This window comes from Novosphingobium lindaniclasticum LE124 (assembly GCF_000445125.1).
Lineage (GTDB): Bacteria > Pseudomonadota > Alphaproteobacteria > Sphingomonadales > Sphingomonadaceae > Novosphingobium > Novosphingobium lindaniclasticum.
Genome location: NZ_ATHL01000019.1, coordinates 64,376 through 91,137 on the forward strand (window position 1 = coordinate 64,376; position 26,762 = coordinate 91,137).

At 65.8% G+C, this 26,762-nt stretch carries 21 protein-coding genes; 5 read left to right on the forward strand and 16 right to left on the reverse strand.

Translation table 11 applies throughout. The features are described from left to right. Positions 1 to 42 precede the first annotated feature (42 nt). Together rhaI and L284_RS27410 are read right to left on the reverse strand one after the other, a co-directional pair. On the reverse strand, positions 43 to 1,335 hold the full coding sequence (gene rhaI, locus L284_RS27405) for an L-rhamnose catabolism isomerase (RefSeq protein WP_021232470.1): 1,293 nt from the start codon (positions 1,333 to 1,335) through the stop codon (positions 43 to 45). A 65-nt stretch (positions 1,336 to 1,400) separates the two neighbouring features. After that, complete coding sequence (locus tag L284_RS27410) at positions 1,401 to 3,503, reverse strand: bifunctional rhamnulose-1-phosphate aldolase/short-chain dehydrogenase (protein WP_235054268.1); 2,103 nt, start codon at positions 3,501 to 3,503, stop codon at positions 1,401 to 1,403. 122 nt (positions 3,504 to 3,625) lie between these two features. Between L284_RS27410 and L284_RS27415 the strand changes: the two genes are divergently transcribed. From L284_RS27415 to L284_RS27430, 4 genes are all read left to right on the forward strand, one after another. After that, positions 3,626 to 5,047, forward strand: a complete 1,422-nt coding sequence (locus L284_RS27415; protein ID WP_021232472.1) for an FGGY-family carbohydrate kinase — start codon at positions 3,626 to 3,628, stop codon at positions 5,045 to 5,047. Beyond that, positions 5,047 to 6,189 (forward strand): FMN-dependent L-lactate dehydrogenase LldD, encoded by a 1,143-nt coding sequence (gene lldD, locus L284_RS27420; protein WP_021232473.1) that lies wholly within the window; start codon positions 5,047 to 5,049, stop codon positions 6,187 to 6,189. Before L284_RS27415 ends, lldD begins: the two co-directional genes overlap by 1 nt. Before the next feature lie 36 nt (positions 6,190 to 6,225). Next, positions 6,226 to 7,302 (forward strand): L-rhamnose/proton symporter RhaT, encoded by a 1,077-nt coding sequence (rhaT, locus tag L284_RS27425; protein WP_021232474.1) that lies wholly within the window; start codon positions 6,226 to 6,228, stop codon positions 7,300 to 7,302. Between the two features lie 66 nt (positions 7,303 to 7,368). Further along, positions 7,369 to 8,145, forward strand: a complete 777-nt coding sequence (locus L284_RS27430; RefSeq protein ID WP_021232475.1) for a DeoR/GlpR family DNA-binding transcription regulator — start codon at positions 7,369 to 7,371, stop codon at positions 8,143 to 8,145. A 46-nt stretch (positions 8,146 to 8,191) separates the two neighbouring features. Here the strand turns inward: L284_RS27430 and L284_RS27435 are convergent, their stop codons facing one another. The 8 genes from L284_RS27435 to cyoA all read right to left on the reverse strand — a co-directional run bounded on the left by L284_RS27435 (position 8,192) and on the right by cyoA (position 16,246). Then, positions 8,192 to 9,121 carry a LysR family transcriptional regulator gene (locus tag L284_RS27435; RefSeq protein ID WP_235054270.1) on the reverse strand — a complete coding sequence of 310 codons (930 nt, stop codon included), beginning with the start codon at positions 9,119 to 9,121 and terminating at the stop codon, positions 8,192 to 8,194. 125 nt (positions 9,122 to 9,246) lie between these two features. Next, positions 9,247 to 9,783, reverse strand: a complete 537-nt coding sequence (locus L284_RS27440; protein ID WP_031341420.1) for a response regulator transcription factor — start codon at positions 9,781 to 9,783, stop codon at positions 9,247 to 9,249. Positions 9,784 to 9,811: 28 nt separating this feature from the next. Further along, positions 9,812 to 11,152 carry an ATP-binding protein gene (locus L284_RS27445; RefSeq protein WP_021232478.1) on the reverse strand — a complete coding sequence of 447 codons (1,341 nt, stop codon included), beginning with the start codon at positions 11,150 to 11,152 and terminating at the stop codon, positions 9,812 to 9,814. Continuing rightward, the gene (locus L284_RS27450; RefSeq protein ID WP_021232479.1) at positions 11,140 to 11,892 is read right to left on the reverse strand and encodes an SURF1 family protein; all 753 of its coding nucleotides are present in this window, start codon (positions 11,890 to 11,892) and stop codon (positions 11,140 to 11,142) included. Before L284_RS27450 ends, L284_RS27445 begins: the two co-directional genes overlap by 13 nt. A gap of 37 nt (positions 11,893 to 11,929) precedes the next feature. Beyond that, positions 11,930 to 12,307, reverse strand: coding sequence for a cytochrome o ubiquinol oxidase subunit IV (gene cyoD / locus L284_RS27455; RefSeq protein WP_021232480.1), 378 nt, complete (start codon positions 12,305 to 12,307; stop codon positions 11,930 to 11,932). Further along, positions 12,307 to 12,948, reverse strand: coding sequence for a cytochrome o ubiquinol oxidase subunit III (gene cyoC / locus L284_RS27460; RefSeq protein WP_031341424.1), 642 nt, complete (start codon positions 12,946 to 12,948; stop codon positions 12,307 to 12,309). The genes cyoD and cyoC overlap by 1 nt, the downstream gene beginning before the upstream one ends. Before the next feature lie 3 nt (positions 12,949 to 12,951). Next, the gene (gene cyoB / locus L284_RS27465; protein ID WP_031341425.1) at positions 12,952 to 14,958 is read right to left on the reverse strand and encodes a cytochrome o ubiquinol oxidase subunit I; all 2,007 of its coding nucleotides are present in this window, start codon (positions 14,956 to 14,958) and stop codon (positions 12,952 to 12,954) included. Positions 14,959 to 14,965: 7 nt separating this feature from the next. Continuing rightward, a complete protein-coding gene (gene cyoA / locus L284_RS27470; protein ID WP_052018304.1) occupies positions 14,966 to 16,246 on the reverse strand; it encodes a ubiquinol oxidase subunit II in 1,281 nt (426 codons plus the stop codon). Between the two features lie 190 nt (positions 16,247 to 16,436). Between cyoA and L284_RS27475 the strand changes: the two genes are divergently transcribed. Continuing rightward, positions 16,437 to 17,750, forward strand: a complete 1,314-nt coding sequence (locus L284_RS27475; RefSeq protein ID WP_021232484.1) for an MFS transporter — start codon at positions 16,437 to 16,439, stop codon at positions 17,748 to 17,750. A gap of 178 nt (positions 17,751 to 17,928) precedes the next feature. Here L284_RS27475 and L284_RS27480 read toward each other — a convergent pair whose 3' ends face one another. From L284_RS27480 to L284_RS27505, 6 genes are all read right to left on the reverse strand, one after another. Next, positions 17,929 to 19,338 (reverse strand): efflux transporter outer membrane subunit, encoded by a 1,410-nt coding sequence (locus L284_RS27480; RefSeq protein ID WP_021232485.1) that lies wholly within the window; start codon positions 19,336 to 19,338, stop codon positions 17,929 to 17,931. A 17-nt stretch (positions 19,339 to 19,355) separates the two neighbouring features. After that, positions 19,356 to 22,553: an efflux RND transporter permease subunit gene (locus tag L284_RS27485; protein ID WP_021232486.1), complete on the reverse strand. Its 3,198-nt coding sequence runs from the start codon at positions 22,551 to 22,553 to the stop codon at positions 19,356 to 19,358. 67 nt (positions 22,554 to 22,620) lie between these two features. Further along, on the reverse strand, positions 22,621 to 23,910 hold the full coding sequence (locus L284_RS27490) for an efflux RND transporter periplasmic adaptor subunit (protein ID WP_021232487.1): 1,290 nt from the start codon (positions 23,908 to 23,910) through the stop codon (positions 22,621 to 22,623). Beyond that, entirely contained in the window at positions 23,907 to 24,296 is a 390-nt protein-coding gene (locus L284_RS27495) for a hypothetical protein (RefSeq protein ID WP_021232488.1), read from the reverse strand. The genes L284_RS27490 and L284_RS27495 overlap by 4 nt, the downstream gene beginning before the upstream one ends. A gap of 606 nt (positions 24,297 to 24,902) precedes the next feature. Then, positions 24,903 to 25,514 (reverse strand): TetR/AcrR family transcriptional regulator, encoded by a 612-nt coding sequence (locus L284_RS27500; RefSeq protein ID WP_021232489.1) that lies wholly within the window; start codon positions 25,512 to 25,514, stop codon positions 24,903 to 24,905. A gap of 138 nt (positions 25,515 to 25,652) precedes the next feature. Beyond that, positions 25,653 to 26,465, reverse strand: a complete 813-nt coding sequence (locus L284_RS27505; protein ID WP_021232490.1) for a ferredoxin--NADP reductase — start codon at positions 26,463 to 26,465, stop codon at positions 25,653 to 25,655. Positions 26,466 to 26,762: the final 297 nt, after the last annotated feature.

Genomic DNA, 26,762 nt, shown 5'->3' on the forward strand with positions numbered 1-26,762 from the left:
GGCTTTTGCCCTTCCCGGCGGCAGTTCAGGTATTGAAAAAGATCACACGATCCCGGCGCCGAGGCCCACAGCCTTGCGTTCCTGCGCCTTGCGGTCGCGCCAGCGGCTTTCGCGGTAGACGCCCAGCACGTCAGCCGCGCCGCCCGCTTCCACGCGCGCCTTGGCAAGGATCGGGCTGACATCGACGTTGTAGGCCCGGCGCAGCGCCTGGAAGGCCATCATCGTGTCGTTGGCTTCCTGCGAAAGGTGCAGCGCCTCGCGGTCCACGAGCAGGGCCTTGGCATAGCAGGAGCCGATGGCTTCGGCGGAGGACAGCATCGATTCGATCGGGTCCGTCACGTTGTGCGACTGGTCGATCATGTAGCTGGGCTTGAAGCCGTCTCGCGGGGCCAGCTCCGCCTCGACCAGTTCGTTGAACACCAGGAACAGCTGGTGGGGGTTGATCGAACCGGAATCGAGGTCGTCGTCGCCGTACTTGCTGTCGTTGAAGTGGAAGCCGCCCAGCTTGCCGAAGCGGTGGAGACGGGCGACGATCTGCTCGATGTTCACGTTGGGCGCATGATGGCCCAGGTCCACGAGGCACTTGGCCTTGGGGCCGAGTTCCTGCGCCGCGAGGATCGACGAACCCCAGTCGCTGATCACGGTGGAGTAGAACGCCGGTTCGAACATCTTGTGTTCCAGCAGCATGCGCCAGTCGTCCGGCAGCGCGGCATAGACTTGTGCCGCTGCGTCCAGATAGCGGTCGAGGCTGCGGCCAAGGTCCTGCTGGCCCGGGAAGTTGGTGCCGTCCCCCACCCATACGGTCAGATCGGTCGAGCCGAGCTGCCGGCCGATCTCGATGCATTCGATGTTGTGCTCGACGGCCTGCTGCCGGGTCGCTTCGATCGTCGAGGAGAGCGAGCCGGTGGCGTAAGTGTGGGCCTGGTCCTTCTGGTCCTGGAAGGTGTTGGAGTTCACCGCATCGAAGCCGAGGCCGAGGCTGGCGGCTTCCTCGCGCAGGGCCTTGTAATCGCTTACTTTGTCCCAGGGGAAGTGCGGCGAGACGCGCGGCGTCAGGCGCGAAAGCTGGTTGATGACGGCGCAGTCTTCGAGCTTCTCGTGGATATTCGTCGGCTCGCCCGCGATGGGGAACTTGGCGAAACGCGTGCCGCCCCGGCCCGCGCCCCACGAAGGGACGGCGACCGAGAAGGCGGCGACCTTGTCCTTGATCGCGTCGATGGCGATGCCCGAACGCTCCAGCTTGCGGCCGAGCGAGGCATAGTCGTCCTCCAGCGCATCCGCGGCGCGGGCATTGGCTTCGGCGATCAGCTCATCGGAAATCGGCAATCTGCTCATTCTTCTATCCTCTAGCCCGTTCGGGGGAACGCACCGGTTCGCGCGCTCCCCGAAAACATCTCTTATTAGCGCGTGAATGCCTGAGCGTTACCCGCATCGACATTGATCATGTTGCCGGTCGATTTCGCCGACTGGTCGCCGGCGAGGAAATAGACCGCCTCGGCAATGTCCGAAGGCAGCACGTCGCGCTTCAGCATGGAGCGGTTGCGGTAGTGCTCTTCAAGTTCCTTGCCGGTGTCGATGCCGTGAGCGCCCGCGCGTTCCTTGCGCCAGTCGCCGTCCCAGATCTTGCTGCCCTTGATGACCGCATCGGGGTTGACGACGTTGACGCGGATACCGTGCGGCGCACCTTCCAACGCCAGGCAGCGGGCAAGGTGGTTCGCCGCCGCCTTGGCCGAAGCATAGGCAGAGGCATTGGTGGCGGCGGCCACGCCGTTCTTCGAACCGATGAAGACGACCGAGGTGCCGCCCTGCTCTTTCATGCCCTTCAGCAGCGGCCAGGCGGCGCGGCTGGTGAGGAAGTAGCCTTGCGCCAACACGTCGTAATTGCGGTTCCACAGCTCGATCGTGGTTTCCTCGATCGGGGCCGACGACGCGATGCCGGCATTGGCGACGAGGATGTCGAGCCCGCCGAATTCGCGCGCCGCCACGGCGAAGGCCTCGGAAACTTGCGCTTCGTCGGTCACGTCGCAGACGGCGGAGCGGACCACGTCCTTGCCGAACTGCTTGGCGAAACCGGCGCGGACTTCCTCGACGGCATCGGCGTCACGGTCGGCCAGCAGCACGCAGGCGCCATCCGCCATCAGGCGCGCGGCAGTGGCGGCACCGATACCGCCTGCGCCGCCGGTGACGAGCGCCACGCGGCCGACCAGGGGCCTCGGCGCAGGCATGCGCTGGAGCTTGGCTTCCTCGAGCAGCCAGTATTCGATGTCGAAGGCTTCCTGCTCGTCCAGCGCGATGTAGTCGCCGATGGCTTCGGCGCCGCGCATCACGTTGATGGCGTTGCCGTAGAATTCCCCTGCAAGACGCGCAGTGGTCTTGTCGGTGGCGAAGGTCATGCGGCCGACACCCGGCACCAGCACGACCACTGGATTGGCGTCACGCATCGCAGGCGAGTTCGGACGCTTGCAGCGCTCGTAATAGGCGGCATACATGTCGCGATAATCGGCAATCTTCTGAGCCAGATAGTCCTGGTCCTGAAGACGCGAAGGGTCAAGCGTGAGAGGAGCGATCTTGGTGCGCAGGAAGTGATCGGGGCACGACGTGCCGAGACCGGCCAGACGCTCGAACTCTACCGAGTTCACGAATTCCAGCGCTTCGGCATCGTCGGAGAAGTGGCCAACCTTGCGGCGCGCGCCGGTCATCAGTCCGCGCAGGCGCGGCATCAGGTCGGCGGCAATGGCCGCGCGGTCTTCGGATGTGCCATGAGCGGCACCGCCGAACGCCGGCTTCTCCCCGAGCTTGGCGTTGAGGTACTTCGCCGCATCGGCGATCAGCTCGACGGTGTGTTCGTAGCAGGACTTGGCCGTGTCGGCCCAGCAGATGATGCCGTGGCCCGCCAGCATGACGCCTTCCACGCCGGGGTTAGCCGCCACGAAGTCGCGCAGCTGGACGCCGAGCGTGTAGCCGGGGCGCTTCCAGCCGAGCCAGCCGATCTTGCCGCCCCAGATTTCCTGCGTCGCCGCTTCGCCGCCCGAGCTGGCCGCCAGCGCGATGATCGCATCGGGGTGAACGTGATCGACATGTGCGAAAGGCAGCAGCGAGTGCAGCGGGGTATCGATCGAGGCGGCACGGCCGTTGAGGTTGAAGGTGCAGTGCGGCAGGTAGCCCACCATCTTATCGTCGTCTTCCGGCCCGGCGTAGTGCGCCTCGAGGCCGAGCAGCTTTTCCTGGTAGAGCGTTGCGAAGCCGTCGAGCTTCATCGAACCGATGTCGCCGCCCGAGCCCTTCACCCAGAGCACTTCCACTTCGGCACCGGTGAGCGGGTCCACTTCCGTCAGCTTGGCCGAAGTATTGCCGCCGCCGAAGTTGGTGACGGTGAGGTCGGAACCGAGCAGATTGGAGCGGTAGAGCAGCAATTGCTCGGGCGAAAGCGTCGCGGCGAGCGAATCATCCCAGCGGCTGGTCGGAACGGCGAAGGGTATCGCCGCGGTGCGAGAAGCGGTCATGGTATCCATAGTCATCCTCTACCAATTCGTGCTTGCATGAGCAATCTGTTTCGCTACAAAACGATCACGTTCGATCACCAAAGTCAATCATAATTGGTCAGAACGGCAAGATTGGAAGAGGCATGACGGGAACGGGTACTTTCATCGTCGTCGATATCGGCAAGACCCTCAGCAAGGTGACGCTGTGGACGCGCGGCGGGCGCATGCTCGACCGTCAGGTGCGGCCCAATGCCCTGTGCGAGCACGAGGGTTTGCGCGTTCTCGATGTCGAGGGAATCGGCGGGTGGCTGCGCGCCGCGCTGCGTGGTTGGTCGGGCCATCCGGTGGAAGCGATCATCCCCGTGGCGCACGGTGCAGGCTTCGCCGCGCTTGGCAGCGGGGGCGGAGGACTGCTGTTCCCGCCGCTCGACTACGAACAGGCTGTTCCCGCAGAGATCATGGCGGACTATCGCCGCGAACGGGACGCCTTCACGCTCACCGGCTCTCCCGCCCTTCCGGACGGCCTCAATCTCGGAACCCAGGTCTACTGGATGGCCCGGCTCCACCCCGAGAAGATGGCCGGCGCCACGCTGGTGCCCTGGGCGCAGTACTGGGCCTGGTTCCTATCCGGCCAGGTCGCCAGCGAAGTGACCAGCCTCGGCTGCCATACCGACCTCTGGTGCCCTGCCGACGCCCGCTTCTCCCCGATGGCCGAACGCTTCGGCTGGGCCGAACGCTTCGCCCCGGTCGCCAAGACCAGCGACGTCGTCGGCACCCTGCGCGCCGAGATCGCCGCCGAATCCGGCTTGCCGCCAACCGCCAAGGTTCTCGCGGGTCTTCACGATTCGAACGCTGCCCTCCTCGCCGCGCGCGGCTTCACGGCGATCGCCCGCAAGGAGGCGACGATCCTCTCGACCGGCACATGGTTCATCGCCATGCGTCTCGCGGCCGAGACATTCTCGATCGCGTCGCTGCCCGAGGCGCGCGACACGCTCGTCAATGTCGATGCCTATGGCTGGCCGGTGCCCTCGGCGCGCTTCATGGGCGGACGCGAGATCGAGTCGGTGATCCAGATCGACACCCGCCGCGTCGACATCCGCCCAGACCAGCCAAAGCTGATGGAGGCCGTCCCCGGCCTGCTCGCGCGCGGCACGATGATGATGCCGACCCTGGCGCCCGGCTTCGGGCCTTTCCCGGATGGCAAGGCGGAATGGGTCGACAAACCCGAGGAATGGGCCGGCACCTGGTATGCCCGCCGTGCCGCGATCTGCCTCTATGCGGCCATGGTGGCCGACACTTCGCTCGACCTGATCGGATCGAAGGAGCGCCTGCTGATCGAGGGCCGGTTCGCCGATGCGGAAGTCTTCGTCCGCGCCCTGGCGGCGCTGCGTCCCGAAACGGAAGTCTACGTGGCGAACGCGCATAACGACGTCTCGTTCGGCGCATTGCGGCTGATCAATCCGCTGCTTCAGGCGCAGGGCGGCCTGCGGCACGTCGAACCGCTGGAAGGCGACCTCTTCGCCTATCGCGACAAATGGCGCGCGCATATGCGAGAGCTGGCCTGATGATCACCGCTTCCGTTCCGGACTTTCGCGAGGCTGCCCGGCGCAAGCTGCCGCGCTTCCTGTTCGAATATATCGACGGCGGCTCCTATGCCGAGGCGACTTTGCGCCGCAACGTCTCGGACCTTGCCGAGCTTGCCCTGCGGCAGAGGGTGCTGCGCGACGTTTCGCAGCTCGATCTCTCGACGGAGATATTCGGGCAGAAGCTGGCTCTGCCCGTCGCCCTCGCCCCGATCGGCCTGGCGGGCCTCAATGCCCGGCGCGGGGAGTGCCAGGCGGTGCGCGCGGCGAACAAGGCGGGCATTCCCTTCACGCTTTCCACCGTCGGCGCCTGCACCATCGGCGAAGTCGCCAAGGCCGCAAGCAAGCCGTTCTGGTTCCAGCTCTACATGATTCGCGACCGCGCCTTCATGAAGGACCTGCTGGCGAAAGCCGTCGAGGCCGGCTGCTCCACCCTTGTGTTCACGGTGGACATGCCCGTCCCCGGCAGCCGCTACCGCGACTATCACACCGGCCTTGCCGGAACCGGCGGGTTCAAGGGCGCGGCCTGGCGCTTCGCCCAGGCCGCCGCGCGACCGGCCTGGGCCTGGGACGTCGGCATTCACGGCCGCCCGCATACGCTGGGCAATGTCGCACCCGTGCTGTTGGGCAAGACCGGCATCGAGGACTTCTTCGCCTGGATGCGTAATAATTTCGACCCTTCGATCAACTGGCGCGATCTCGATTTCATCCGCTCGGAATGGAAAGGGCCGCTGGTCATCAAGGGCATTCTCGATCCCGAAGATGCCAAGGAAGCCGCCGCGCTCGGCGCGGACGGGCTGGTCGTCTCCAACCACGGCGGCCGGCAGCTGGACGGCGTGCTCTCCAGCGCCCGCGCCCTGCCGCCCATCGCCGAGGCGGTGGGCGACCGCATGACGGTGCTGGCGGACGGCGGCATCCGCTCCGGCCTGGACGTGGTGCGCATGCTCGCGCTTGGCGCCAGGGGCGTGCTGCTCGGCCGGGCCTGGGCCTGGGCACTGGCGGCGGGCGGCGAAGCCGGCGTCACCAAGATGCTGAAACTGATCGAGGCCGAGATGCGCGTCGCCATGGCGCTCACCGGCACCACGAAAATCGCGGAGATCGACAGAACGATCCTGGCCCGCTGACAAGATACGATAACTGAAAGAGAGGATCACGTTTCGATGGGAGGCAATCCGGCGCTCGGCGTCCTGTTCCACTGGCTCGGCGGTTTTGCCTCCGCCAGCTTCTACGTCCCCTACAAGCGCATCAAGCTCTGGTCATGGGAAGTCTTCTGGCTGACCGGCGGTGTGTTCTCCTGGGCAATCGCCCCCTGGCTCTTCGCATCATTGCGCACCGAGAATCTGCTGGGCGTACTGGGAGCGACACCTGCCGCGACTCTTTTCTGGTGCTGGTTCTGGGGACTCATGTGGGGTTTCGGAGGGCTGACATTCGGCCTGACGATGCGCTACCTCGGGCTCTCACTGGGCATGGCGGTGGCGCTGGGCCTGACGACGGTGATCGGCACGATGGGGCCGCCGATCTTCCACGGCACCCTGGGCGAGATCGCCACCCGCACCAGTGGGCAGCTCACCCTGCTGGGGATCGCCATCACTCTTGCCGGCATCGTGGTGGTGGCCCGTGCCGGCAGTGCGAAGGACAAGGAACTGGGCGCCCAAGCCTCGGAAGGAGTCGCCGAATTCAACTTGCGCAAGGGTCTGTTGATCGCCGTGTTCTCCGGCGTGATGTCGGGCTGTTTCGCCTGGGGCCTCGATGCCGGGCAGCCCATCCGCGACCTGACGCTGGCCGCCGGCACCGATCCGTTGAGCCAGGGCCTTCCCGTGCTTTGCGTGGTGCTCGCGGGGGGCTTGACCACGAACGCGATCTGGTGCGCGCTGCTGATCCGGCGCAACCGCAGCTTCGGCCAGTTCTTCGGTGCCTCGGCCGACCCTGCCGAAGGCCGCCGCGCGCCGCTTCTCGTCAACTATCTGCTGGCGGCGCTGGGCGGAACCCTGTGGTACTTCCAGTTCTTCTTCTACACCATGGGCGAGAGCCAGATGGGCCGCTATGGCTTTTCCTCCTGGACGCTGCACATGGCCTCGATCATTCTTTTCTCGACCTTGTGGGGCTTCGCGCTGCGCGAATGGAAAGGCGCCTCATCCCGCACGCGCACCATGGTCTGGACCGGGATCGGACTTCTGGTAGGCGCCACCGTCGTGATCGGCATCGGCAACATGATCGAGGCCCATGTCGCTCTGTAAGGGGCGACACGGCGGCAATTGAGCGAAAACGATTGCATCGACAGGGTAACGGCGACAGGAAACCGCATGCACTCGACCGAACGTGAACGCCTGATCCTGGAATCCGTCGCCGCCACCGGCTTCGTGAGCTATCGTTCTCTCGAAGCCCGGCTGGACGCCTCGCCCGCCACGATCCGGCGCGACCTGACCCGCCTGGAAGAGGCGGGGCATATCCTGCGCGTCCACGGCGGCGCCAAGCTGCCCGAGGACGACAAGCCGGAAGGGCCCGAGGGTCTCGCCGGCACCCCGTTCGAGCAGTCGATCACTCAGAACCTGCCGGCCAAGCAGGCCATCGGCCGCGCCGCCGCCCGGCTCTGCCGCCCCGGCGAAGGGATCATGATCGACGGCGGCACCACGACGCTCCAGATGTGCCCCTATCTCGACGGGCTGGACATGCAGGTTCTGACGAACTCCTTGCACATCGTCCACGCCCTGCTGCCGCAAGTGGGAACGCGCGTGCTGCTGCCCTCGGGCACGGTGTTTCGCGAGCAGAACATCGTCCTCGCGCCTGCCGGAGAGGATTCGATGCCGCGCTTCCATGCGCCCAAGCTGTTCATGGGCGCCGCGGCAGTGGGCCCTCAGGGCGTGATGCAGCAGGACGTGATCCTGGTCGCCGCCGAACGCCGGTTCATGGACCGGGCGGAGGAGGTGATCCTGATGGTGGACAGCTCGAAGTTCCGCTCCTCTTCCGGAGCGATCGTCTGCGGCCTCGACGAAGTGGACACGATCGTCACCGATCCCGGCATTCCCCAGGAGATGGCGGATCAGCTCCGGGATCTCGGCGTGAAGCTGGTGATCGGCTAGAGCAGTTTCCGAGTGATCGGGTGATTCCACCTGATTGGAAAATCCTCTAGCCGGCGCCGAGCGCGGCCAGCATGGCCTCGGCCAGCGGCGACAGCCGGCGCGCGGCCAAGCGCAGCACGCCGACGCTGCGCTCGAACACCGCTTCCTGAATGGCGATCGCCCGGATCGAACCGTCCGAGGCGCCGTCGAGCGCGACCGTGCGCGGCAAGACGGTCACGCGGTCGGTCTCCCGCACGATCGCGCGAGTGGTAAGCAGCGAGTCGCAGCGGATCGTCGTGCGCGGCACCGAGACGCCGGCGGCGATGAACAGGGCATCGACCTGACGGCGGAAAGCACCGCGGGCTTCCGGCAGGACCCAGGGATAGTGCTCGACGTCGCGCAGCGAGACGTGCTCTCCCAGATCGGCGTGGCGCGGGCCGACGATCAGCGCGAAAGGATCGCGTGCGCACGTCACTTCCTCCATGTCCGGCGGGACGTTCTGAATGCGCGTGGTGACGAAGGCCAGTTCGACCTCGCCCTTGCGCAGCATGTCGATCAGTTGTTCGTCCGGCCGCTCTACCGCACTCAGCGCGAAATCGCCGACCGCTTCCTCCACGCGCAGGATCGCGCCGGGCAGCAGCGTGAGCAAGGCGCCGGGCGTCCCGCCGATTCGCAGCGGTCCGGCAATGTGGTGCCGGGCGTGCTCGACGTCGCTCATCGCGTCGGAAAGCAGCCGCGCCATCGCCTCGGCCGGGCGGCGCAGCACTTCGCCCTCACGGGTCAGCACGATGCCGCCGCGCCGCCGCTCGAACAGCGCCACGCCGAGACGACGCTCGAGCAGGGCGATGGTGTTGGAGACCGAGGGCTGCGACAGGTTCAGCACGCGCGCCGCCGCGCTGATCGAGCCGGTTTCGCAAACCACGCGGAACGTCATCAGCGCGCGCGGATCGATCGCCGGCATGCGTGCCAATGGCGAGGAGGCAGAGATGTCCGTCATGCCGACGGCGCTCCAGCGCCCAAGACGCAAATGCTTCCATTGTGTTTCGACATCACACCATCCCCGTCATCGCGAGCGTACCAATGACGAACGGCAAAGCGATGTCGAGCGCATTTGGAACCACGCTAAAGCTGCCGCTTCTCCAGCTTGCGCGCCAGAGTGCGGCGGTGGAGGCCAAGACGGCGGGCGGCCTCCGAAATATTGAACTCGCATTCGACGAGCGTGCCGTGGATATATTCCCACTCCAGCGTCTTGATCGAACTGCGCCTTCCGTCGACCGGGACGCTGGCATCGCCCTCCCCGCTGGTGAAGGCAGCCTCGATATCGTCGGTGTTGGAAGGCTTGGCGAGGTAGTGCGAGGCGCCGAGCTTGATCGCTTCGACGGCGGTGGCGATCGAGGCATAGCCGGTCAGCACGACGATCCGGGTTTCCGGGCAACGGGCATGGAGCGACTGCACCACCGCCAGCCCCGACGAGGCGCCAAGTTTCAGGTCCACCACGGCATAGTCGAAGACTTCGTCCTCGCTCAGCGCCTCGACATCGTCGGGGCTGGCGGCGGAGCTGACGCGGTAGCCGCGCCGCTCGAACGAGCGGCGCAAGGTACGCGCGAAGGTCGGATCGTCCTCGACGATCAGCAGGCTCGCGCCCTCCGCTTCGTTCATCGCTGCTTCCGTCATCGTGCTTCGCCCATCATGCCGCCCCGGCTGTATCTTCGCCCTTTCGCGGCTCGTAGGCCAATGTAGCAAGCGGAATCGCAAGTTGCACCCTCGCGCCGCCATCGGCGAGATTGTCGACCGCGACTTTGCCGCCGAGCTTGCGGATCACGTTGACGACCAGGAACAGTCCGAGCCCGCCGCCGTCCCGGCCTTTGGTGGAGGCATAGGGCTGACCGACGCGCGGCAGCATCTCGGGCGCAAAGCCGGGACCGCGGTCGCTCACGGTGAGGACGAGCTGGCCGTGATCGCCGGCGGCATCTACCCAGGCCTCGATGATCACCAGCGCCGGAGAGACTTCCACGGCATTGTCGATGACATTGCCGATCACCTGCCGAAGGCCGGGATCGGCGACGATCGAGCGGTCTTCGGCGATCCGGTCGATGAAGCGCAGCTCGCCGGGCATACGGGCGCGCCATTCTTCCAGGATCTCGCTCAGGAAACCGCGCAGGGTGGTCACCGCCGGATCGATGCCGCGAATTTCGCCCGCCGACATGAGGATGCCGCTGACGATGTTCTTGCAGCGCGCCAGTTCACGACGCACGTCCACGAGGTCGGCGGCGAGGTCCGGGTCCTCGGCGATGCCCGGCTGGCGCGCCCAGTCGCCAAGGATCACCGAGATCGACGACAACGGCGTGCCCAGCTCATGGGCAGCGCCGGAGGCGAGCAGGCCCATGCGGATGATGTGGTCTTCCTCCACCGCTTGCTGGCGCAGCGCGGCAAGCTTGGCGTCGCTTTCGCGCCGGGTGAAGTCCAGCCGGGCGACGAAGACGATCAGCAGCACGGCCGCCAGCACGAAACAGAACAGGCTGCCGTAGATGTAGAGTTCGAACGGGCGCTCCGCATAGCGCTCCGGCAGTTGCAGCGGGACGTAGAAGTAGGTCAGCAGCAACATGCAGAGGCAGGCGTTGATCGCAACCAGCGAACTCCAGCGCAAGTCGAGGATCACTGCCGCGATGACGATCTGGAGCAGGAACAGGAACGTGAAGGGATTGGTCGCGCCGCCGCTGTGATAAAGCTGCCAGCACAGCGCGGTCACATCCACCATCAACGCCGAGAACAGCTCGCCCTGGGTGAAGTCCCGCCGCCGCAGCACGACGCTGGCGGAGGCGAGGTTGACGACGATCAGCAGCAGCGGCGCCAGCAGCAGCGGCGCCAGTTGCAGCTTCACGCCCAAGGCCTGCGAGACGATGACGATCGTCGCAAGCTGGCCGAACACCGCCGTCCAGCGCAGCTGGGTCAGCAGGATGACATTGGCGCGGCTGGCCGACCCCCTTGGCAGGCCCGGCGGCGCGAACAGTTCGATCAGGCGGTCCATCGCCCGCGCCGCCAGACGAAGATCAACGCCATGGCGGACATCGCCGCCATCGCGAACCACGTCAGCGCGTAAGTGAGATGGCTGTCGGGGAAATGGATCTGGGTAAGCCCGGGAACCGGACGCAACCCCCGGACCGGCGCAGCCTGCTCGACCTGAGCGTCGACGAAAGCCGGCGCCACCGCACCGATGCCGCGCACCATGGCCAGAGCCTTGACGTCCCGCGAGTACCAGCGGTCCGCGCCGGGCTGGTTCGACTGGAGCACGCTTCCCCCCGGCTCGCTGGCCCGCAACAGCCCCGTGACTTCGACGCGGCCCTGCGGCGCCGTCGCAGCGGCTTGCTCCCGCGTGGTTCCGGCTGGAACGAAGCCACGGTTGATCCAGACCTGCCGTCCTTCGGCGGTGCGGATCGGCGTCATCGTCCAGTAGCCGGTGCCGAGTTCCGTCGCAGCGCGCACCAGAGCGGTCGCTCTGCCTTCGTAGGTTCCGGCGATCTTCACGCGCAAGTAGGCGAATTCGGAAATGCCGTCCACCATCGACGCTCGGTTCAGCCGGGCATCGTCCGGCACCGCGACGGGCGCGGCGTGAACGCGCGTTTCGACACGGGCGATCAGCGCGTGTTTCCAGTGCATGCGCTGCACTTGCCACAGGCCCAGGGCCACGAAGGCCGCAAGCGCAACCAGAAGAAACGCGGCGAGCCCCCAGGGCCGCCGCGCTTCTGTTCGATCCGGTTCTGTCCGCATTGCTTCGGTCAGTTTCGTCTCTTGTCCCGAGTTTCGATCAGGGCAGTTGGCCCATCTCGTGGCTCGTCATCGGCATCATGTTGTGGTTGAGGTGGTACATCACCCAGAGCGAGCCGGAAAGCGTGATCACGAGAATGACGATCGTGAAGATCAGGGCCATCACGGTCCAGCCGTTCTCGGACTTCGTGTTCATGTGCAGGAAGTAGATCATGTGAACCACGATCTGCACCGCCGCGAAGGCCATGATCACCAAGGCCGTGGTAGACTTGTCGGCGATCGCCCCGGTCATCACCAGCCAGAACGGAATGGCGGTGAGGATGACCGAGAGGATGAAGCCGATCACGTAGTCGCGGAGCGAGCCGTGGCTGCCGTGATCGTCGTCGAGGTGGTGGTTGGGGTGAACGTGGTCGCTCATCACAGCATTCCCATGAGATAGACGAAGGTGAAGACGCCGATCCAGATCACGTCGAGGAAGTGCCAGAACAGCGAGAGGCACATGAGGCGGCGCTTGTTGGCCGGGATCAGGCCCTTCTTGCCGATCTGGACGACCAGCGTGAACAGCCAGATCAGGCCGAACGTGACGTGAAGGCCGTGGGTGCCCACCAGCGAGAAGAACGCGGTAAGGAAGCCCGAGCGCATGGGCGTCGCGCCTTCGTGGATCAAGTGGCTGAACTCGTAGAGTTCGATGAAGAGGAAGGCCGCGCCGAACAGGGCGGTGACCAGCAGCCACAGCTGCGTGCCGCCGCGGTTGTCCTTCTCCATGGCCAGCATCGCGAAGCCGTAGGTGATCGACGAGAACAGCAGCATGGCCGTGTTCAGCGCGATCAGCTTGAGGTCGAAGAGATCCTTCGGCCCCGGCCCCGCCGCGAAGCTGCCGCCCAGCACGCCATAGGCGGCGAACAGCATCGCGAAGATGAGGCAGTCGCTCATCAGGTACATCCAGAAGCCCAGCATGGTGCTGCCGCCTTCGGGATGGTCGTGCTCGTCCAGGTCGTAGAACGCGGCCTGGAGTTCAGGCTGGGTCAGGTTCTTGGTCATTTCAGCAGTGGCAGTCATCGATTAGGCTCCCACTGCTGCGAGCTGGCGCGTACGCTCGGCCTCGGTCGCTTCGACCGTCTCGACCGGGATGTGGTAGTCGCGCTTGTAGTTGAAGGTATGGAAGATCGCGTAGCCGATCACGCCGAGGAACGACACGGCCGCGAGCCACCAGATGTACCAGATCATCGCGAAACCGAGGACCGTGGACAGACCGGCAAGGATCAGGCCGGTGCCCGTGCCCTTGGGCATGTGGATCGAACGGAAGCCGGCGGTCGGACGGGTCACGCCGCAGCGCTTCATGTCGTCCCAGGCGTCGATGTCGTGCACGACCGGGGTGAAGGCGAAGTTGTACTCCGGCGGCGGGGACGAGGTCGCCCACTCCAAGGTACGGCCGTTCCACGGGTCGCCGGATTCGTCCTTCAGTTCCTCACGCTTCCAGACCGACACGGCGAACTGGACGAGCATGGCGGCGATACCGCCCGCGATCATGGCAGCGCCGATGCCGGCGATGACGAAGAAGATCTGCAGCGAGGGATCGTCGAAGGTGCGCATGCGGCGGGTCACGCCCATCAGGCCCAGGATGTAGAGCGGCATGAAGGCCACCCAGAAGCCCGGAACCCAGAGCCAGAAGCTGACCTTGCCCCAGAACTGGTTGAGCTTGAAGCCGAAGGCCTTGGGCCACCAGTAGTTGATCGCCGCGAAGATGCCGAACAGCACGCCGCCGATGATGACGTTGTGGAAGTGGGCGATCAGGAACAGCGAGTTATGCAGCACGAAGTCGGCAGGCGGCACCGCGAGGAGCACGCCGGTCATTCCGCCGACGGTGAAGGTCAGCATGAAGGCGACCGTCCACATCATCGGCAGTTCGAACCGGATGCGGCCACGATACATCGTGAACAGCCAGTTGAAGAGCTTCGCGCCGGTCGGGATCGATATCACCATCGTGGTGATGCCGAAGAACGAGTTGACGCTCGCGCCCGAACCCATGGTGAAGAAGTGGTGCAGCCACACGAGGTACGAGAGGATGGTGATGCACAGGGTGGCATAGACCATCGACGAGTAGCCGAACAGGCGCTTGCCGCTGAAGGTCGAGGTGACTTCCGAGAAGACGCCGAACAGCGGCAGGATGAGGATGTAGACCTCGGGGTGGCCCCAGATCCAGATCAGGTTGACGTACATCATCGGCGAGCCGCCGAAGTCGTTCGTGAAGAAGTTGAAGCCGAGGTAGCGGTCGACGGTGAGCATCGTCATCACGGCCGTCAGCACCGGGAAGGCGGCGACGATCAGGATGTTGGTGCAGAGCGCGGTCCAGGTGAAGATCGGCATGCGCATCATGGTCATGCCCGGCGCGCGCATCTTGACGATCGTCGCGATCAGGTTGACGCCCGAGAGCAATGTGCCGACGCCGGCGATCTGCAAGGCCCAGATATAGTAGTCGACGCCGACCCACGGGCTGTACGCCAGGTTGGACAGCGGCGGATAGGCCAGCCAGCCGGTCTGCGCGAACTCACCGATGAACAGCGAGGCCATGACCAGCACCGCGCCTGCCGTCGTCATCCAGAAGCTGAAGTTGTTCAGGAACGGGAAGCTGACGTCGCGCGCGCCGATCTGCAGCGGCACGATGTAGTTCATCAGGCCGGTGACGAAGGGCATCGCCACGAAGAAGATCATGATCACGCCGTGGGCGGTGAAGATCTGGTCGTAGTGATGGGCGTTGAGGTAGCCCTCGTTGCCGCCGAAGGCGATCGCCTGCTGGATGCGCATCATGACCGCGTCGGCGAAGCCGCGCAGGAACATGACCAGACCCAGCACCATGTACATGATGCCGATCTTCTTGTGGTCCACGCTGGTGAACCACTCCTTCCAGAGATAGCCCCAGAGCTTGAAATAGGTCAGCCCGGCCACAAGCGCCGCGCCGCCCAGGGCGACGACGACGAACGTGGCGAGCACGATCGGTTCCTGTGGCATGGCGTCCCACCACAGGCGGCCCAGTAACGGGCTCCAGTGAGAATGGTCTACAACTTCCATTGTTCTATCAGTTCCGGGAAATCTGAGAGGAGTGCGCGGCGTCGTTGACGGCGACCGGCTCGGCCTGCGGCTGGGAGAGCGCTTGCTCCCCCTTGCCGAAGAGCGGCAGCGACTGCGGAGCGGCCATGCCGGCACCGGTCAGCGAACGCAGGTTGGTCGGCGCCTTGACGGTGTTGTCGGGCGCAGTGCCCGGCATCTGCCGGCAGAGCGCGCGGACCCAAGCCAGCTCGCGCTGGATGGCGGCGTTCGGATTGGCGTTGGCCTTGGCCACGGCTTCGCGGCCGTGCTTGTCGTAGGCGAGCATCTCGACGTTGCGGATGCCGGCCTTGCCGAGACCGCCGCGGGCGTCGAGCGCCATCATTTCGCTCATGCACATCTTGCCGGGCTCGACGCACATGTCGACGATCGCGTCGTAGAGGTCGGGGGCGACGGAGGCATAGCGGATGACCGGCACCTTCTCGCTCGGCTTCTCGAGCTGGAGATAGGCGATACGATCGAGCGTGCCGCCGGCCTTGTCGCCGCCGGCCTTCACGCCTTCGGCCCACTTGGCGAAATCAGCGTCGCTGACGGCGCGCGTGGCAAAGCGCATGTTGGAGAAGCCGGCACCGGAATAGTTGGCCGAGAAGCCGACGGTTTCGATCGGCTTGTTGACCACCGCGTGCAGGCGCGTTTCCATGCCGGGCATCGCGTAGATCTGGCCGGCCATGGCGGGCACGTAGAAGGAGTTCATCACGCTCGACGAGGTGATCTTGAAGTGCAGCGGACGGCCGGTCGGGACGACCAGCTCGTTGACGGTGGCCACGCCCTGCTCGGGGTAGATGAAGAGCCACTTCCAGTCGAGGGCGACGACTTCGACCTCCAGCGGCTTCGCATTGGCGGCGACCGGCGTGTTGGCGTCGATGCGGCCGATGGTGCGGTAGGGGTCGAGAAGGTGAGTCGTAACCCAGGTCAATGCGCCGAGGCAGATGATGATGAGGAGCGGCGCGGTCCAGATCAGCAGTTCGAGCTGAGTCGAATGATCCCAGTCGGGCTGATAGACCGCCTCCTTGTTCGACGCGCGGTAACGCCACGCGAAGAGACACGTCGCCGCCATCACCGGAAGGACGATCAGCAGCATCAGCAGGGTAGAGATGACGACGAGGTCACCCTGCTGACGCGCGACATCCCCCGCAGGGTCAAGCACGACGGTGTTGCAAGCGGAAAGCGCGCCAGTCAGGGACAAGGCGGCAAGGACTTTGGCGAGCGCGGTCAGCTGCCGCGGCTTCGGTCTGGACTCGGGTGGGCGCATGGGTGGAGCGCCTAAGCCGATGCCGCGGGTGCGAACATAGGACATTTTGTCCAATCCCCTTGAAGCCGGACAATGACGATACGCCCCGACATGTAGCCGGGCGTTTCGCGCGCCCGCCTTGATTCGTCCGCGCTCGGCAGATTCCAGGACCGGCCGCTCGCGGACCCGAAACGAAGGCCGCAGAATCGAAATGACCAGCATCCCCCAGCCCCGCGAAGCCCTGGGACTGCCGACGTTCAAGGAGCATCACCGGCCCTCGCCCGGTGAAATCGCCATTGGCGTGATCATCGGCCGAACTTCGGAGTTCTTCGACTTCTTCGTCTATGCCATCGCCTCGGTGCTGGTGTTCCCGAAGCTGTTCTTCCCCTTCGTCGATGCGCTGACCGGCACGATCTACTCGTTCGCGGTCTTCGCGCTGGCGTTCATCGCGCGTCCGGTCGGTTCGCTGGTCTTCATGGCGCTCGACCGCGCCTATGGCCGCGGCACCAAGCTGACGATCGCGCTGTTCATGCTCGGCGGCTCCACCGCGGCGATCGCCTTCCTGCCTTCCTACGAATCGGCCGGCAGCACCGCGATCACCCTGCTCTGCCTGTTCCGCCTTGGCCAGGGCTTCGCCCTCGGCGGCACCTGGGACGGCCTCGCCTCGCTGCTGGCGCTCAACGCCCCCGAGCACAAGCGCGGCTGGTATGCGATGATCCCGCAGCTCGGCGCGCCGTTCGGCCTGATCGTGGCTTCCACTCTTTTCGCGTTCATGATCGCCGCCCTCCCCGCCGAGGATTTCCTGGACTGGGGCTGGCGCTATCCCTTCTTCGTGGCTTTCGCGATCAACGTCGTGGCGCTCTTCGCCCGCCTGCGCATCGTCGTCACCGAGGAGTTCGAGAATCTCTTCGCCAGCCGCGACCTCCAGCCGGTCAGCGTCGGTCTTACCCTGCGCACCGAGTGGAAGACCATCGTTCTGGGCGCCTTCGCCCCGCTCGCCAGCTTCGCGCTGTTCCACATGGTCACCGTGTTCCCGCTTTCGTGGGTCTTCCTCTTCACCCCCGATTCGCCGATCGGCTTCCTGCTGATCGAAGCCCTCGCCGCCGCCTTCGGCGTGGTCGCGGTGATTGCTTCGGGCCGCATTGCCGACAAGTTCGGACGCCGTAACCTGCTCGGCACTTGCGCCGTCGCCATCGCGGTGTTCTCCGGCTTCGCCCCGCAGCTTCTCGATGCCGGCCCGGCGGGTGAGATCGCGTTCATGATCGGCGGCTTCATCCTGCTCGGCCTCGCTTTCGGCCAGTCCTCCGGCGTCGTCGCCTCGGGCTTCGCCAGCGAGCACCGCTACACCGGCTCCGCGCTCACCAGCGACCTTGCCTGGCTGTTCGGCGCCGGCTTCGCCCCCCTGGCGGCCCTGCTGCTGTCGAGCAACTGGGGCCTGATCGCCTCGGGCGGCTATCTGCTCTCCGGCGCGATCGCCACCCTGGTGGCGCTCTGGCTGAACAAGGGCCTCGCCAGCCGGAACTGACCCGGCGGGGTTCCCTTGGGAATTTTGGAAAGGGAGCGCTTCGGCGCTCCCTTTTTTGTGTCTGGCCGATAACTCGTCGCTGCGAGCGCAGCGACGAAAAGAAGGCGTGGAACGGCACGAAAAAGGCGGCAGGGACATGCGCCTTGCCGCCTTTTCCTGCCCCCCGGTTAAATCCGTATCAGCTCTGCTGCCAGCTTCCGCCGAGCGCGCGGAACAGGTCGACTTGTGCGAAAGCCACGGCGCGGGTCGCCGCCGCATAGTCGGCCTCCGACTGCGCCAGGGTGCGCTGCGCATCCAGCACGTGGAGCGAATCGATCTGCCCCCTGCTCTCGCGCGCCAGACTGACGTTTGCCGCCCGTTCCGCCGCATCGCGCGCGGAGCCGAGTCGTTCCTTGCGCAGCAGGGCATTGCGATAGGCCGAAAGCGCGGTTTCCGTCTCTTCCAGCGCCCGCAGAACGGTGCCGTCGAAATTGGCGAGATCGGCCTCGGCATCGGCCTTGGCGCCGCCGATCCGGGCGCGGATGGCTTCCTGGTTGGGGAAGGCCCAGGAGATCATCGGCCCGAGCAGCCAGCGCAGCGGGCCGCCGCCGAACACATCGGTCGCGCCGACCGCCGTGGTGCCGACGGAGCCGCCCAGCGTGATCTTGGGATAGAGGTCCGCCGTCGCCACGCCGACACGCGCCGTATCCGCCGCAAGCCGGCGTTCGGCCGCCTTCACGTCCGGACGGCGTGCCAGCAGAGTAGCGCCGTCGCCCACCGGGATCGGCTTGCTGACGTCCGGCGTGGTCGTGCGGGTGCGCGCCGCCTCGGGCAGATCCTGCGGGGTTCGGCCCGTCAGGGTAGCGAGACGGAACAGCGCCGCGTCGCGCGCAGCCTGGAGGCTGGGGATGGCCGCCGCCTGCTGCTCGCGAAGCTGGGTGACGCGGATCACGTCGAGCTTCTGGTTGAGGCCGCGTTCGAAACGGGCATTGGTGATCCGCGTCGAACGGTCGAGCAGATCGACGGTCCGCTGGGCGACACCAAGCTGGTCGGCGGCGCTGGTGGCATCGACATAGGCGCGCACGGTATCGGCCACCACCGTCACCCGCACTGCGTCGGCATCCTCCTGCGCTGCGGCGAGATCGGCCCGCGAAGCCTCGATCCCGCGCGAGACGCGGCCGAACAGGTCGAGTTCATAGCCGATCGCCAGTTCGCCGTCGACGCGGCGCCCTTCGCGGTCGAAACCGGGAAGAACCTGCGCTTCGGAAACGCGGCCATACGTGCCGGAGGCGCTGATGTCGGTCTGCGGCAGCCGGTCCGAGCGCGAGCCGCGCAGGCTGGCGCGGGCCTTCTCGATCCGCGCGACCGCCACCCGCACATCGGTATTGGCAGCGAGCGCATCGGCAACGAGACCGTCGAGCACCGGGTCTTGGTACAGCCGCCACCAGTTGTCGTCGGGGGCGGCGCTGGTCACTTCGGCGGACTGGACGCCCACGAAGGGCGCCCCCGCCGCGACCGGCGGCGTCGGCGCGACATAGTCGGGTCCGACGGCGCAGGCCGAAAGGGCGGTCGCGGCGAAAAGTCCGGCAACCAGATTCTTGATTTTCATGGACATCATCGGTCCTTTCATTCCGCCGGAACCACCGCGTGGCTGGCCCCGTGGCTTGTATGGTGCCCGGCTGCGGGCTTGCGCCTCAGCGAGGTCGCCAGCTTGCGGCAGACGACGTAGAAGGTGGGCGTGAACAGCAGGCCGAAGCCGGTAACGCCGGTCATGCCGAAGAACACCGCCGTACCCAGCGCCTGGCGAAGCTCGGCGCCTGCTCCGCTCGCGATCACCAGCGGCACCGTGCCGAGGATGAAGGCCAGCGAAGTCATCAGGATCGGACGCAGGCGGGTGCGGGCCGCGTAGACGGCTGCCTCCACCGGCGAATAGCCCCGTTCCTCTTCGGCCTGCTTGGCGAACTCGACCACGAGGATCGCGTTCTTGGCGGCAAGGGCAATCAGCACGACCAGACCGATCTGGGTCAGGATGTTGTTGTCCATCCCCCTCAGGTTCACGCCCAGCATGGCCGCGAAGAGGCACATCGGCACGATCAGGATGATCGCCAGCGGCAAGGTCAGGCTCTCGTACTGGGCGGCGAGCACGAGGAACACGAAGAGCACCGCCATGCCGAACACCACGCCGGCGGTATTGCCGGCGGTGGCCTGCTGATAGGCGATACCCGTCCACTCGGTGTCGTAGCCCGTAGGCAGGGTTTCGCCCCCGATCTTCTCCATCGTCGCCAGCGACTGGCCCGAGGAGTAGCCCTTGCCGTAGCTGCCGTCGATTTCCACCGCCGGGTGCAGGTTGTAGCGCACCACGCGGTAGGGACCGGTCTGGTCCTTGAAAGTCGCGACCGAGCCGACCGGCACCATCGCGCCCGAATCCGAGCGGGTCTGGAGGTTGGCAATGTCCGCCGTCGATCCGCGATGCTCGGCATCGGCCTGCGCGGTCACGCGATAAGTGCGTCCCAAGAGATTGAAATCGTTGATATACGACGATCCGAGATAGACCTGCATCGCCTCGAAGACCTTGGCGGGGGAGACGCCCAGCATGTCGGCCTTGCGGCGATCGACATCGGCATAGACGCGCGGCGTGTTCATCGTGAACAGGGTGTAGACCTGGCTCAGTTCGGGGGCCTGGTTGGCCTTGGCGATCAGTGCGCCGGCAGCCTTCTGAAGCTCGGCCAAACCGCGCCCTTCCTTGTCCTCCACGACCATGCGGTAGCCGCCCGGAGGAACGATGCCGTTGATGGTCGGCGGCGGGATCAGCAGGACCTGCGCCTTGTCGTAGCCCTGCATCGCTGCCTGGGCCTGGGCCATGATCCCTTCATAGGTCACGCCCAGAGCTTTCCGCTCCTCGAAGCTCTTGAACGGGAAGTAGATGGCGGCGGCGTCCGGTGCGGCGGTCTGCGACGGGCCGTGGAAGCCGGCGAACATCACCGCGCCGCGCAGGCCCTTCACCGGCAGGATGCGCTTGGCGACTTCCTGCGTCACTTCGTCCGTGCGGCTGAGCGAGGAACCCGGCGGCAGGAAGATCGCGGCCAGGAAGTAGCCCTGGTCCTGGTTCGGGATGAAGCCCGCAGGCGTCGCCCAGAACAGGCCCACGGTGGCGGCGATGAGCGCGGCATAGCCGGCCATCATCTTCACCGGACGCTTCACCAGGGTGAGCGTGAGGCGGGCATAGCCCTCGCTCATGCGCTCGAAGCCGTGGTTGAACTTGTCGGCGGCGCCTTGCACCGCGCGCTTCCAGCGCGGGGCGTCGGCAGGAAGCCCGTGCTTTTCCTTCAGCAGCATCGCTGCCAAGGCCGGGGACAGAGTGAGCGAGAGCAGCAGCGAGATCGCCGTGGCCGTGGTGATGGTGACGGCGAACTGCTTGTAGAACTGACCCGACATGCCGGTGATGAACAGCGTCGGCACGAAGACCGCGCAGAGCACGAGAACAATGGCAATCAGGGCGCCGGTCACTTCGTCCATCGAGCGGCGGGCAGCCTCCAGCGGAGACATGCCCTCCTCGATGTAGCGTTCCACGTTCTCGACCACGACGATCGCGTCGTCGACGACGATGCCGATGGCGAGCACCAGCCCGAACAGCGAGAGGTTGTTGAGCGAGTAACCGACCGCCGCGAGCACGATCGCGGTGCCGACCAGCGAGACGGGGATGGCGATGATCGGAATGACCGCCGCGCGCCAGTTCTGGAGGAAAACGAGGATGACGAGGACGACAAGGATCACCGCCTCGAACAGCGTGTGGTACACCGCGTCGATCGACTGGCCGATGAACTCGGTGGGGTTGTAGATGACGGAGTATTCCAGGCCCTTGGGGAAGTGCGTGGCCACGTCGTCCATCTCGGCGCGCACGGCCTTGGCGGCATCGAGCGCGTTCGAGCCCGGGCGCTGGAGCACGGCGATCACGACCGTGGGCTTGCCCGAGAGGTAGGTGTTGGTGGTGTAGTCCTGCGCGCCCAGTTCCACGCGCGCCACGTCACGCACGCGGACCTGGCGGCCCTCGGCATCGGTGCGCACGACGATGTCGCCGAACTGCTCGGGCGTGGTCAGGCGGCCCTGCATCTCGACGCCGACCTGATAGGCATTGCCGCGATCGTAAGGCGGCGCGCCGATCGCACCCGAGGAAACCTGCACGTTCTGGGCCTTGAGCGCCGCGACGATCTCGCCCGCCGTCAGGTTCATGGCGGCAGCCTTGGTGGGATCGATCCAGATGCGCATGCCGTAGTCGCGCGAGCCGAACAGCTGCACGTCACCCACGCCGTTCAGGCGCGAGAGGCGGTCCTTGACTTGCGTAAGGGCGTAGTTCGACAGGTAATCGCGGTTGAACGTGCCGTCCGGGGATTGCAGGTTCACGACCATCAGGAATTCGGGCGAGGTCTTGCGCGTCACCACGCCCATCGCGCGCACCGCGTCGGGAAGGCGCGGTTCGGCAATGGCGACGCGGTTCTGCACGAGAACCTGCGCGGCATCGAGGTCGGTGCCGATCTTGAAGGTGACGGTGATCGTCACCTTGCCGTCGCCGGTCGACTGCGAGGACATGTAGAGCATGTCGTCGACGCCGTTGATCTCCTGCTCGATCGGAGCAGCCACGGTGTCGGCGACGGTTTCGGCGGAAGCTCCGGGATATTGGGCGGTCACCGTAACCGTCGGGGGGACGATGTCGGGATATTGGCTGACCGGCAGGCCGAAGAACGCAAGCGCACCCACCACGGTGAGGATCACCGCGATGACGCCTGCGAAGATCGGCCGGTCGATGAAGAACCGGGAAAATCGCATGGGAATATGCCCCTCTCACAGGGAGCGGTCACTCAGGACGAGGACCGCTCCCCCGGTTGGGTGAATGTCAGTTGGCGAGCGTGGCCTGCGCGGCGATGGGCGCGCTGGGACCGGAAGCGGCAGGCACCGCCTTGGGGTCCACCGCGATCTGGCCACGACGGGTATTGACCTTGGCGCCGGCAATGGCGGCCTGGTAGTTGGAGATGACAACACGGTCGGTCGGGGCAAGGCCGGAGCGGATGACGCGAAGGCCGTCCACCAGCGGGCCGAGCTCGACCGGCTTGGCCGCGACCACGCTGTCCTTGCCCACCGTCAGCACCACCTTGCGCGCCTGGTCGGACTGCACGGCATCGTCCGGCACCAGCATGGCCTTGACCGTGCCGCCCTCCGCAAGGCGCATATTGCCGAACATGCCCGGCGTCAGGAAGCCGTCGGGATTGTCGAGCACGGCGCGCACGCGGATCGTGCCCGAGCGCGGGTCGAGCCCGTTGTCGGTGAAGTCCAGCTTGCCGTTCCAGCGGTACTGGGCCTCGTCCTGAAGACGGACCTGCACATTGGCAGCCTGCTTGTGCTCGGCCTTCTCGCGCTGGGTCTTGAGGAACAGCGCTTCGGAGGCGTCGAACGTGAAGTAGATCGGGCTGACGGCGTTGATCGTCGTCAGCAGCGTGGCGCCGGTGCCGTTTTCGCCGGAGACGAGGTTGCCCACGTCCACGCGGCGATCCGAAATGCGACCCGAGATCGGCGCGCGCACGGTGGCGAACTCGACGTCGAGCGCGCGCTGGCGCACGCGGGCCTCGGCCCCTGCCAGCGCTGCAGTGGCGGCGCGGACTTTGGCGCGAAGCTGGTCGACTTCGCTTGCGGCCATGGCCTCGTCACCCTTCAAGCCGGCGACGCGGGCATAATCCGATTTCGCGAGGACGAGCGCGCTCCGGGCGGAGGCCACTTCGGCCTGCGCTTCGGCCAGCGCGGCGCGGTAAGGGCGCGGATCGACGGTGAACAGCGGCTGCCCTTCGCGGACGAAATCGCCGTCCCTGAAGAACAACTGCGTGATCGCGCCCGAAACGCGCGGGCGCACTTCCACCGATTTGCTGGGGGCGAAGCGGCCGACATAGTCATCCCATTCGGTCACATCGCGAATAAGCGGCGTGGCGGCCTGGACGACGGCCGGCGCCATCGGCGCCGCGTCGGCTTCGGTGTGGCTGAAGGTTTTCCAGCCGATGCCCGCCACCGCGATCAGGGCGATGGCGGCAACGGCGGCCTGACGTCCGCGCTTGGGGCGGCTCGGGCCACGGCTGCGGGGCTGTTCGGCCTCCGCCTGCGCTGCGGCGAGCGTTTCTGGGGATACGGGGAAATTCACGCGGCAAGCCTCCGGAACGGGGCGCGGGAGCGCCCGATAAGGTCGATGACGGCGCCGATCTTGGCCTCGCTATGGCCGGCCGTGCGGGCCTCCTTCATGACCGAAGCGGGCAGCGTGTAGCCGTGATGCCAAGCCTGCACGGCCAGGCGGCGCAGCGCCTCCAACTGCTCGTTGGCGAGCATCGGCGAAGGCGGCTGCGGGCCGAGGATGAGGCGGGCGAACCAGCCGCGCTTGCGCTGCGGCAGAAGGGTGGCAAGGCCATCGTCACGCGCCAGTTCGACGATCCTGCGTTCGAAGCGAGAAAGCGGCTCGGCAGGGGTTTCTGAAAACGTGCGGTTTACGGGCAGCGCCTGGAGCGCCGCATCGGAGAAATCGATGAAGGCCATGTTGTGTGCTCCCTGAAAAAGGTGCCCGGCGCACGCCCTCGGGAAAGGGAGGGGGAAAGGGCGCACGCCGGGGTGTTCCGGCGCAAGGGGCGCCGGAAAGTCTCGAGGCGCAGAAGAACACTTCCCGGAATCGCACTTCCGAAAGGGCTTCTGCACAGGTTTGTGTTCTAGGAGTCACCTGCGGGGGACAGGCGGCGCCAGGTGGAGGCCCGGTTGGCCGGACCCTTGCGAACTCGGCCCGTCACTCCCTTAAGCGGCGAGTGAGGCTACCTCGTTCTGTACCAAGCGGTATATATTGCGGCGCGGTATCTCGTCAAGCAGGTTTCTGTACCGCTTGGTAAGATTTGTTGGAAGCTGCGGTTTTCAAGGGGCTTAACAACGCTTGAACGAAATCTTTCGCTGATGGTGATACCACTTGCAGGTTGATTTCTGGCTGCCGTCGCTCCGACTCGCTTCGCCCCCCAACTCAACGGCTTCCTGAACTTGTTTCGGGATCCATGGCAGAACGACGGGGCGGGTCGAGGAGTCGATCCCGGAACAAGTCAGGATGACGATACCGTGCAGGGGGAGGAGTAGCGCTCTGCCCTGCCGGCGCTGGCCAAAGCCCTACTTGCCCGGCCACATCGTCAGATAAGTATCGACCACGCCCTTCAGCTCCTGCGCGCAGGAACCGCCTTGAGCCTTGACCGACATGCCCTGGAGCACCGTCGTCAGGCATTGCGCAAGGCAGCGCGGATCGACGCTTTCGGGGAGGTCGCCCTCGTCCTTGCCGCGTTCAAAGCGCTCGATCAGCGCATCCTCGGTGGCGATCCGGCGTTCGGTCACGAAGTCGCGGATCGAGGGATCTTCCATCGTGCAGGTGACGGTGGACATCACGCCCAGGCAGCCGTGCGGATCGCTGCCGCCGCAATGCGTGGAAATCGCGCCCGTCAGCAGCCGCTCGGCCACGCCGCGCGCAGTGGGCGCTTCCAAAGCCTTGCCGACATAGGCCAGCTTGTCGCGCTCGTAGAGGTCGAGCGCCTTCTTGAAGAGGGCTTCCTTGTTGCCGAAGCAGGCATAGAGGCTGGGCTTGGTGATGCCCATCGCCTCGGTCAGCTCCGCCATCGACGCGCCTTCGTAGCCGCGCTGCCAGAACACCCGAAGCGCCGCCGTCAGCGCCTTTTCAGGGTCGAACTCACGCGGACGACCGCGAGTCGTAGTGGGGGCCGAACATTTCATACCGGTCGGTATATAGGTAGCGCTCAGTTGTCCGTAAAGTGTCACGCTATCGTTCGTCCGGCCTCACGGTCGGGCGAAAACGGACCTCCGCCCGTTTTTGAGCGGCACCGCTTCCGACCGTCAGGTCGGACAAACAACTCACCCCACGAACGCGCGTTCGATCACGAAATCGCCGGGCTTGGCGTTCGAACCCTCGGTGAAGCCCCAGGATTCGAGGTCGGCCGAGAAGTCCTTGATCATGTCCATCGAGCCGCAGAGCATCACGCGGTCGGTCTCGGGATTGAAGCGCTGATCGCCCTTCAGGCCTTCGAACAGGCGGCCGCTTTCCACCAGCGCGCCGATGCGGCCGGTCGTATGGAACGGCTCGCGCGTGACGGTCGGTACATAGTGCAGCTGCACCAGCGCCTGCTCGGAAACCAGCGGATCTTCGGCCAGCTGGCTTTCCAGTTCCTCACGATAGGCGAGGTCGCTGACGCGGCGGACGCAGTGGACGACGATCACTTCGTCGTAGAGGTCGTAGACATCCGGGTCGCGGATCAGCGACATGAACGGCGCCAGGCCGGTACCGGTGGAGAGCATGAACAGGCGCTTGCCCGGCAGCAGCGCGTCGGTGACGAGGGTGCCCGTGGGCTTGCGGCCGAGATAGATCTGGTCGCCCGGCTGCACGAGCTGGAGGCGCGAGGTCAGCGGGCCATCCGGCACCTTGATCGAGAGGAATTCGATTTCCTCGGCCCAGGACGGGCTGGCGATCGAATAGGCGCGCAGCAGCGGGCGCTTTTCGCCCTGGAGGCCGAGCATGACGAATTCGCCCGAGCGGAAGCGGAACGAGGCCGGGCGCGACATCGTAAAGCTGAACAGGTGCTCGTTCCAATGGCGTACGGTGAGAACTTCCTCGACCGTCAGGGCGGTAGTGGGTTCAAGGGGGGCCATCACGGCCTGACCGTCGCTCATCAATTCATTCCTCGGGTGGTAATGGGTTAAGCCCACGAAGGAGCCCAGCCAGACCGGACGCAGCCTTAGCGCGTTCGCGTCGGCGCATAGCAGATGCAGTCGCAGGCGCAAGCGCCCGGTGCCGGGGGAGGCCGAAGGGGATCATGGGCGTGAAGGGTCCGCCTAGTAGCGCCACTGGGCCATCGCGCAACGCAGTTGCGTTTTCACGCCCGAAAGCCAGACTTCGCGAAAAGCGGCTGCTTGCCGGTTTCCGTGCTCGTTGCACTGCAGGGCTGAATAGCACATCAACGCTGAACT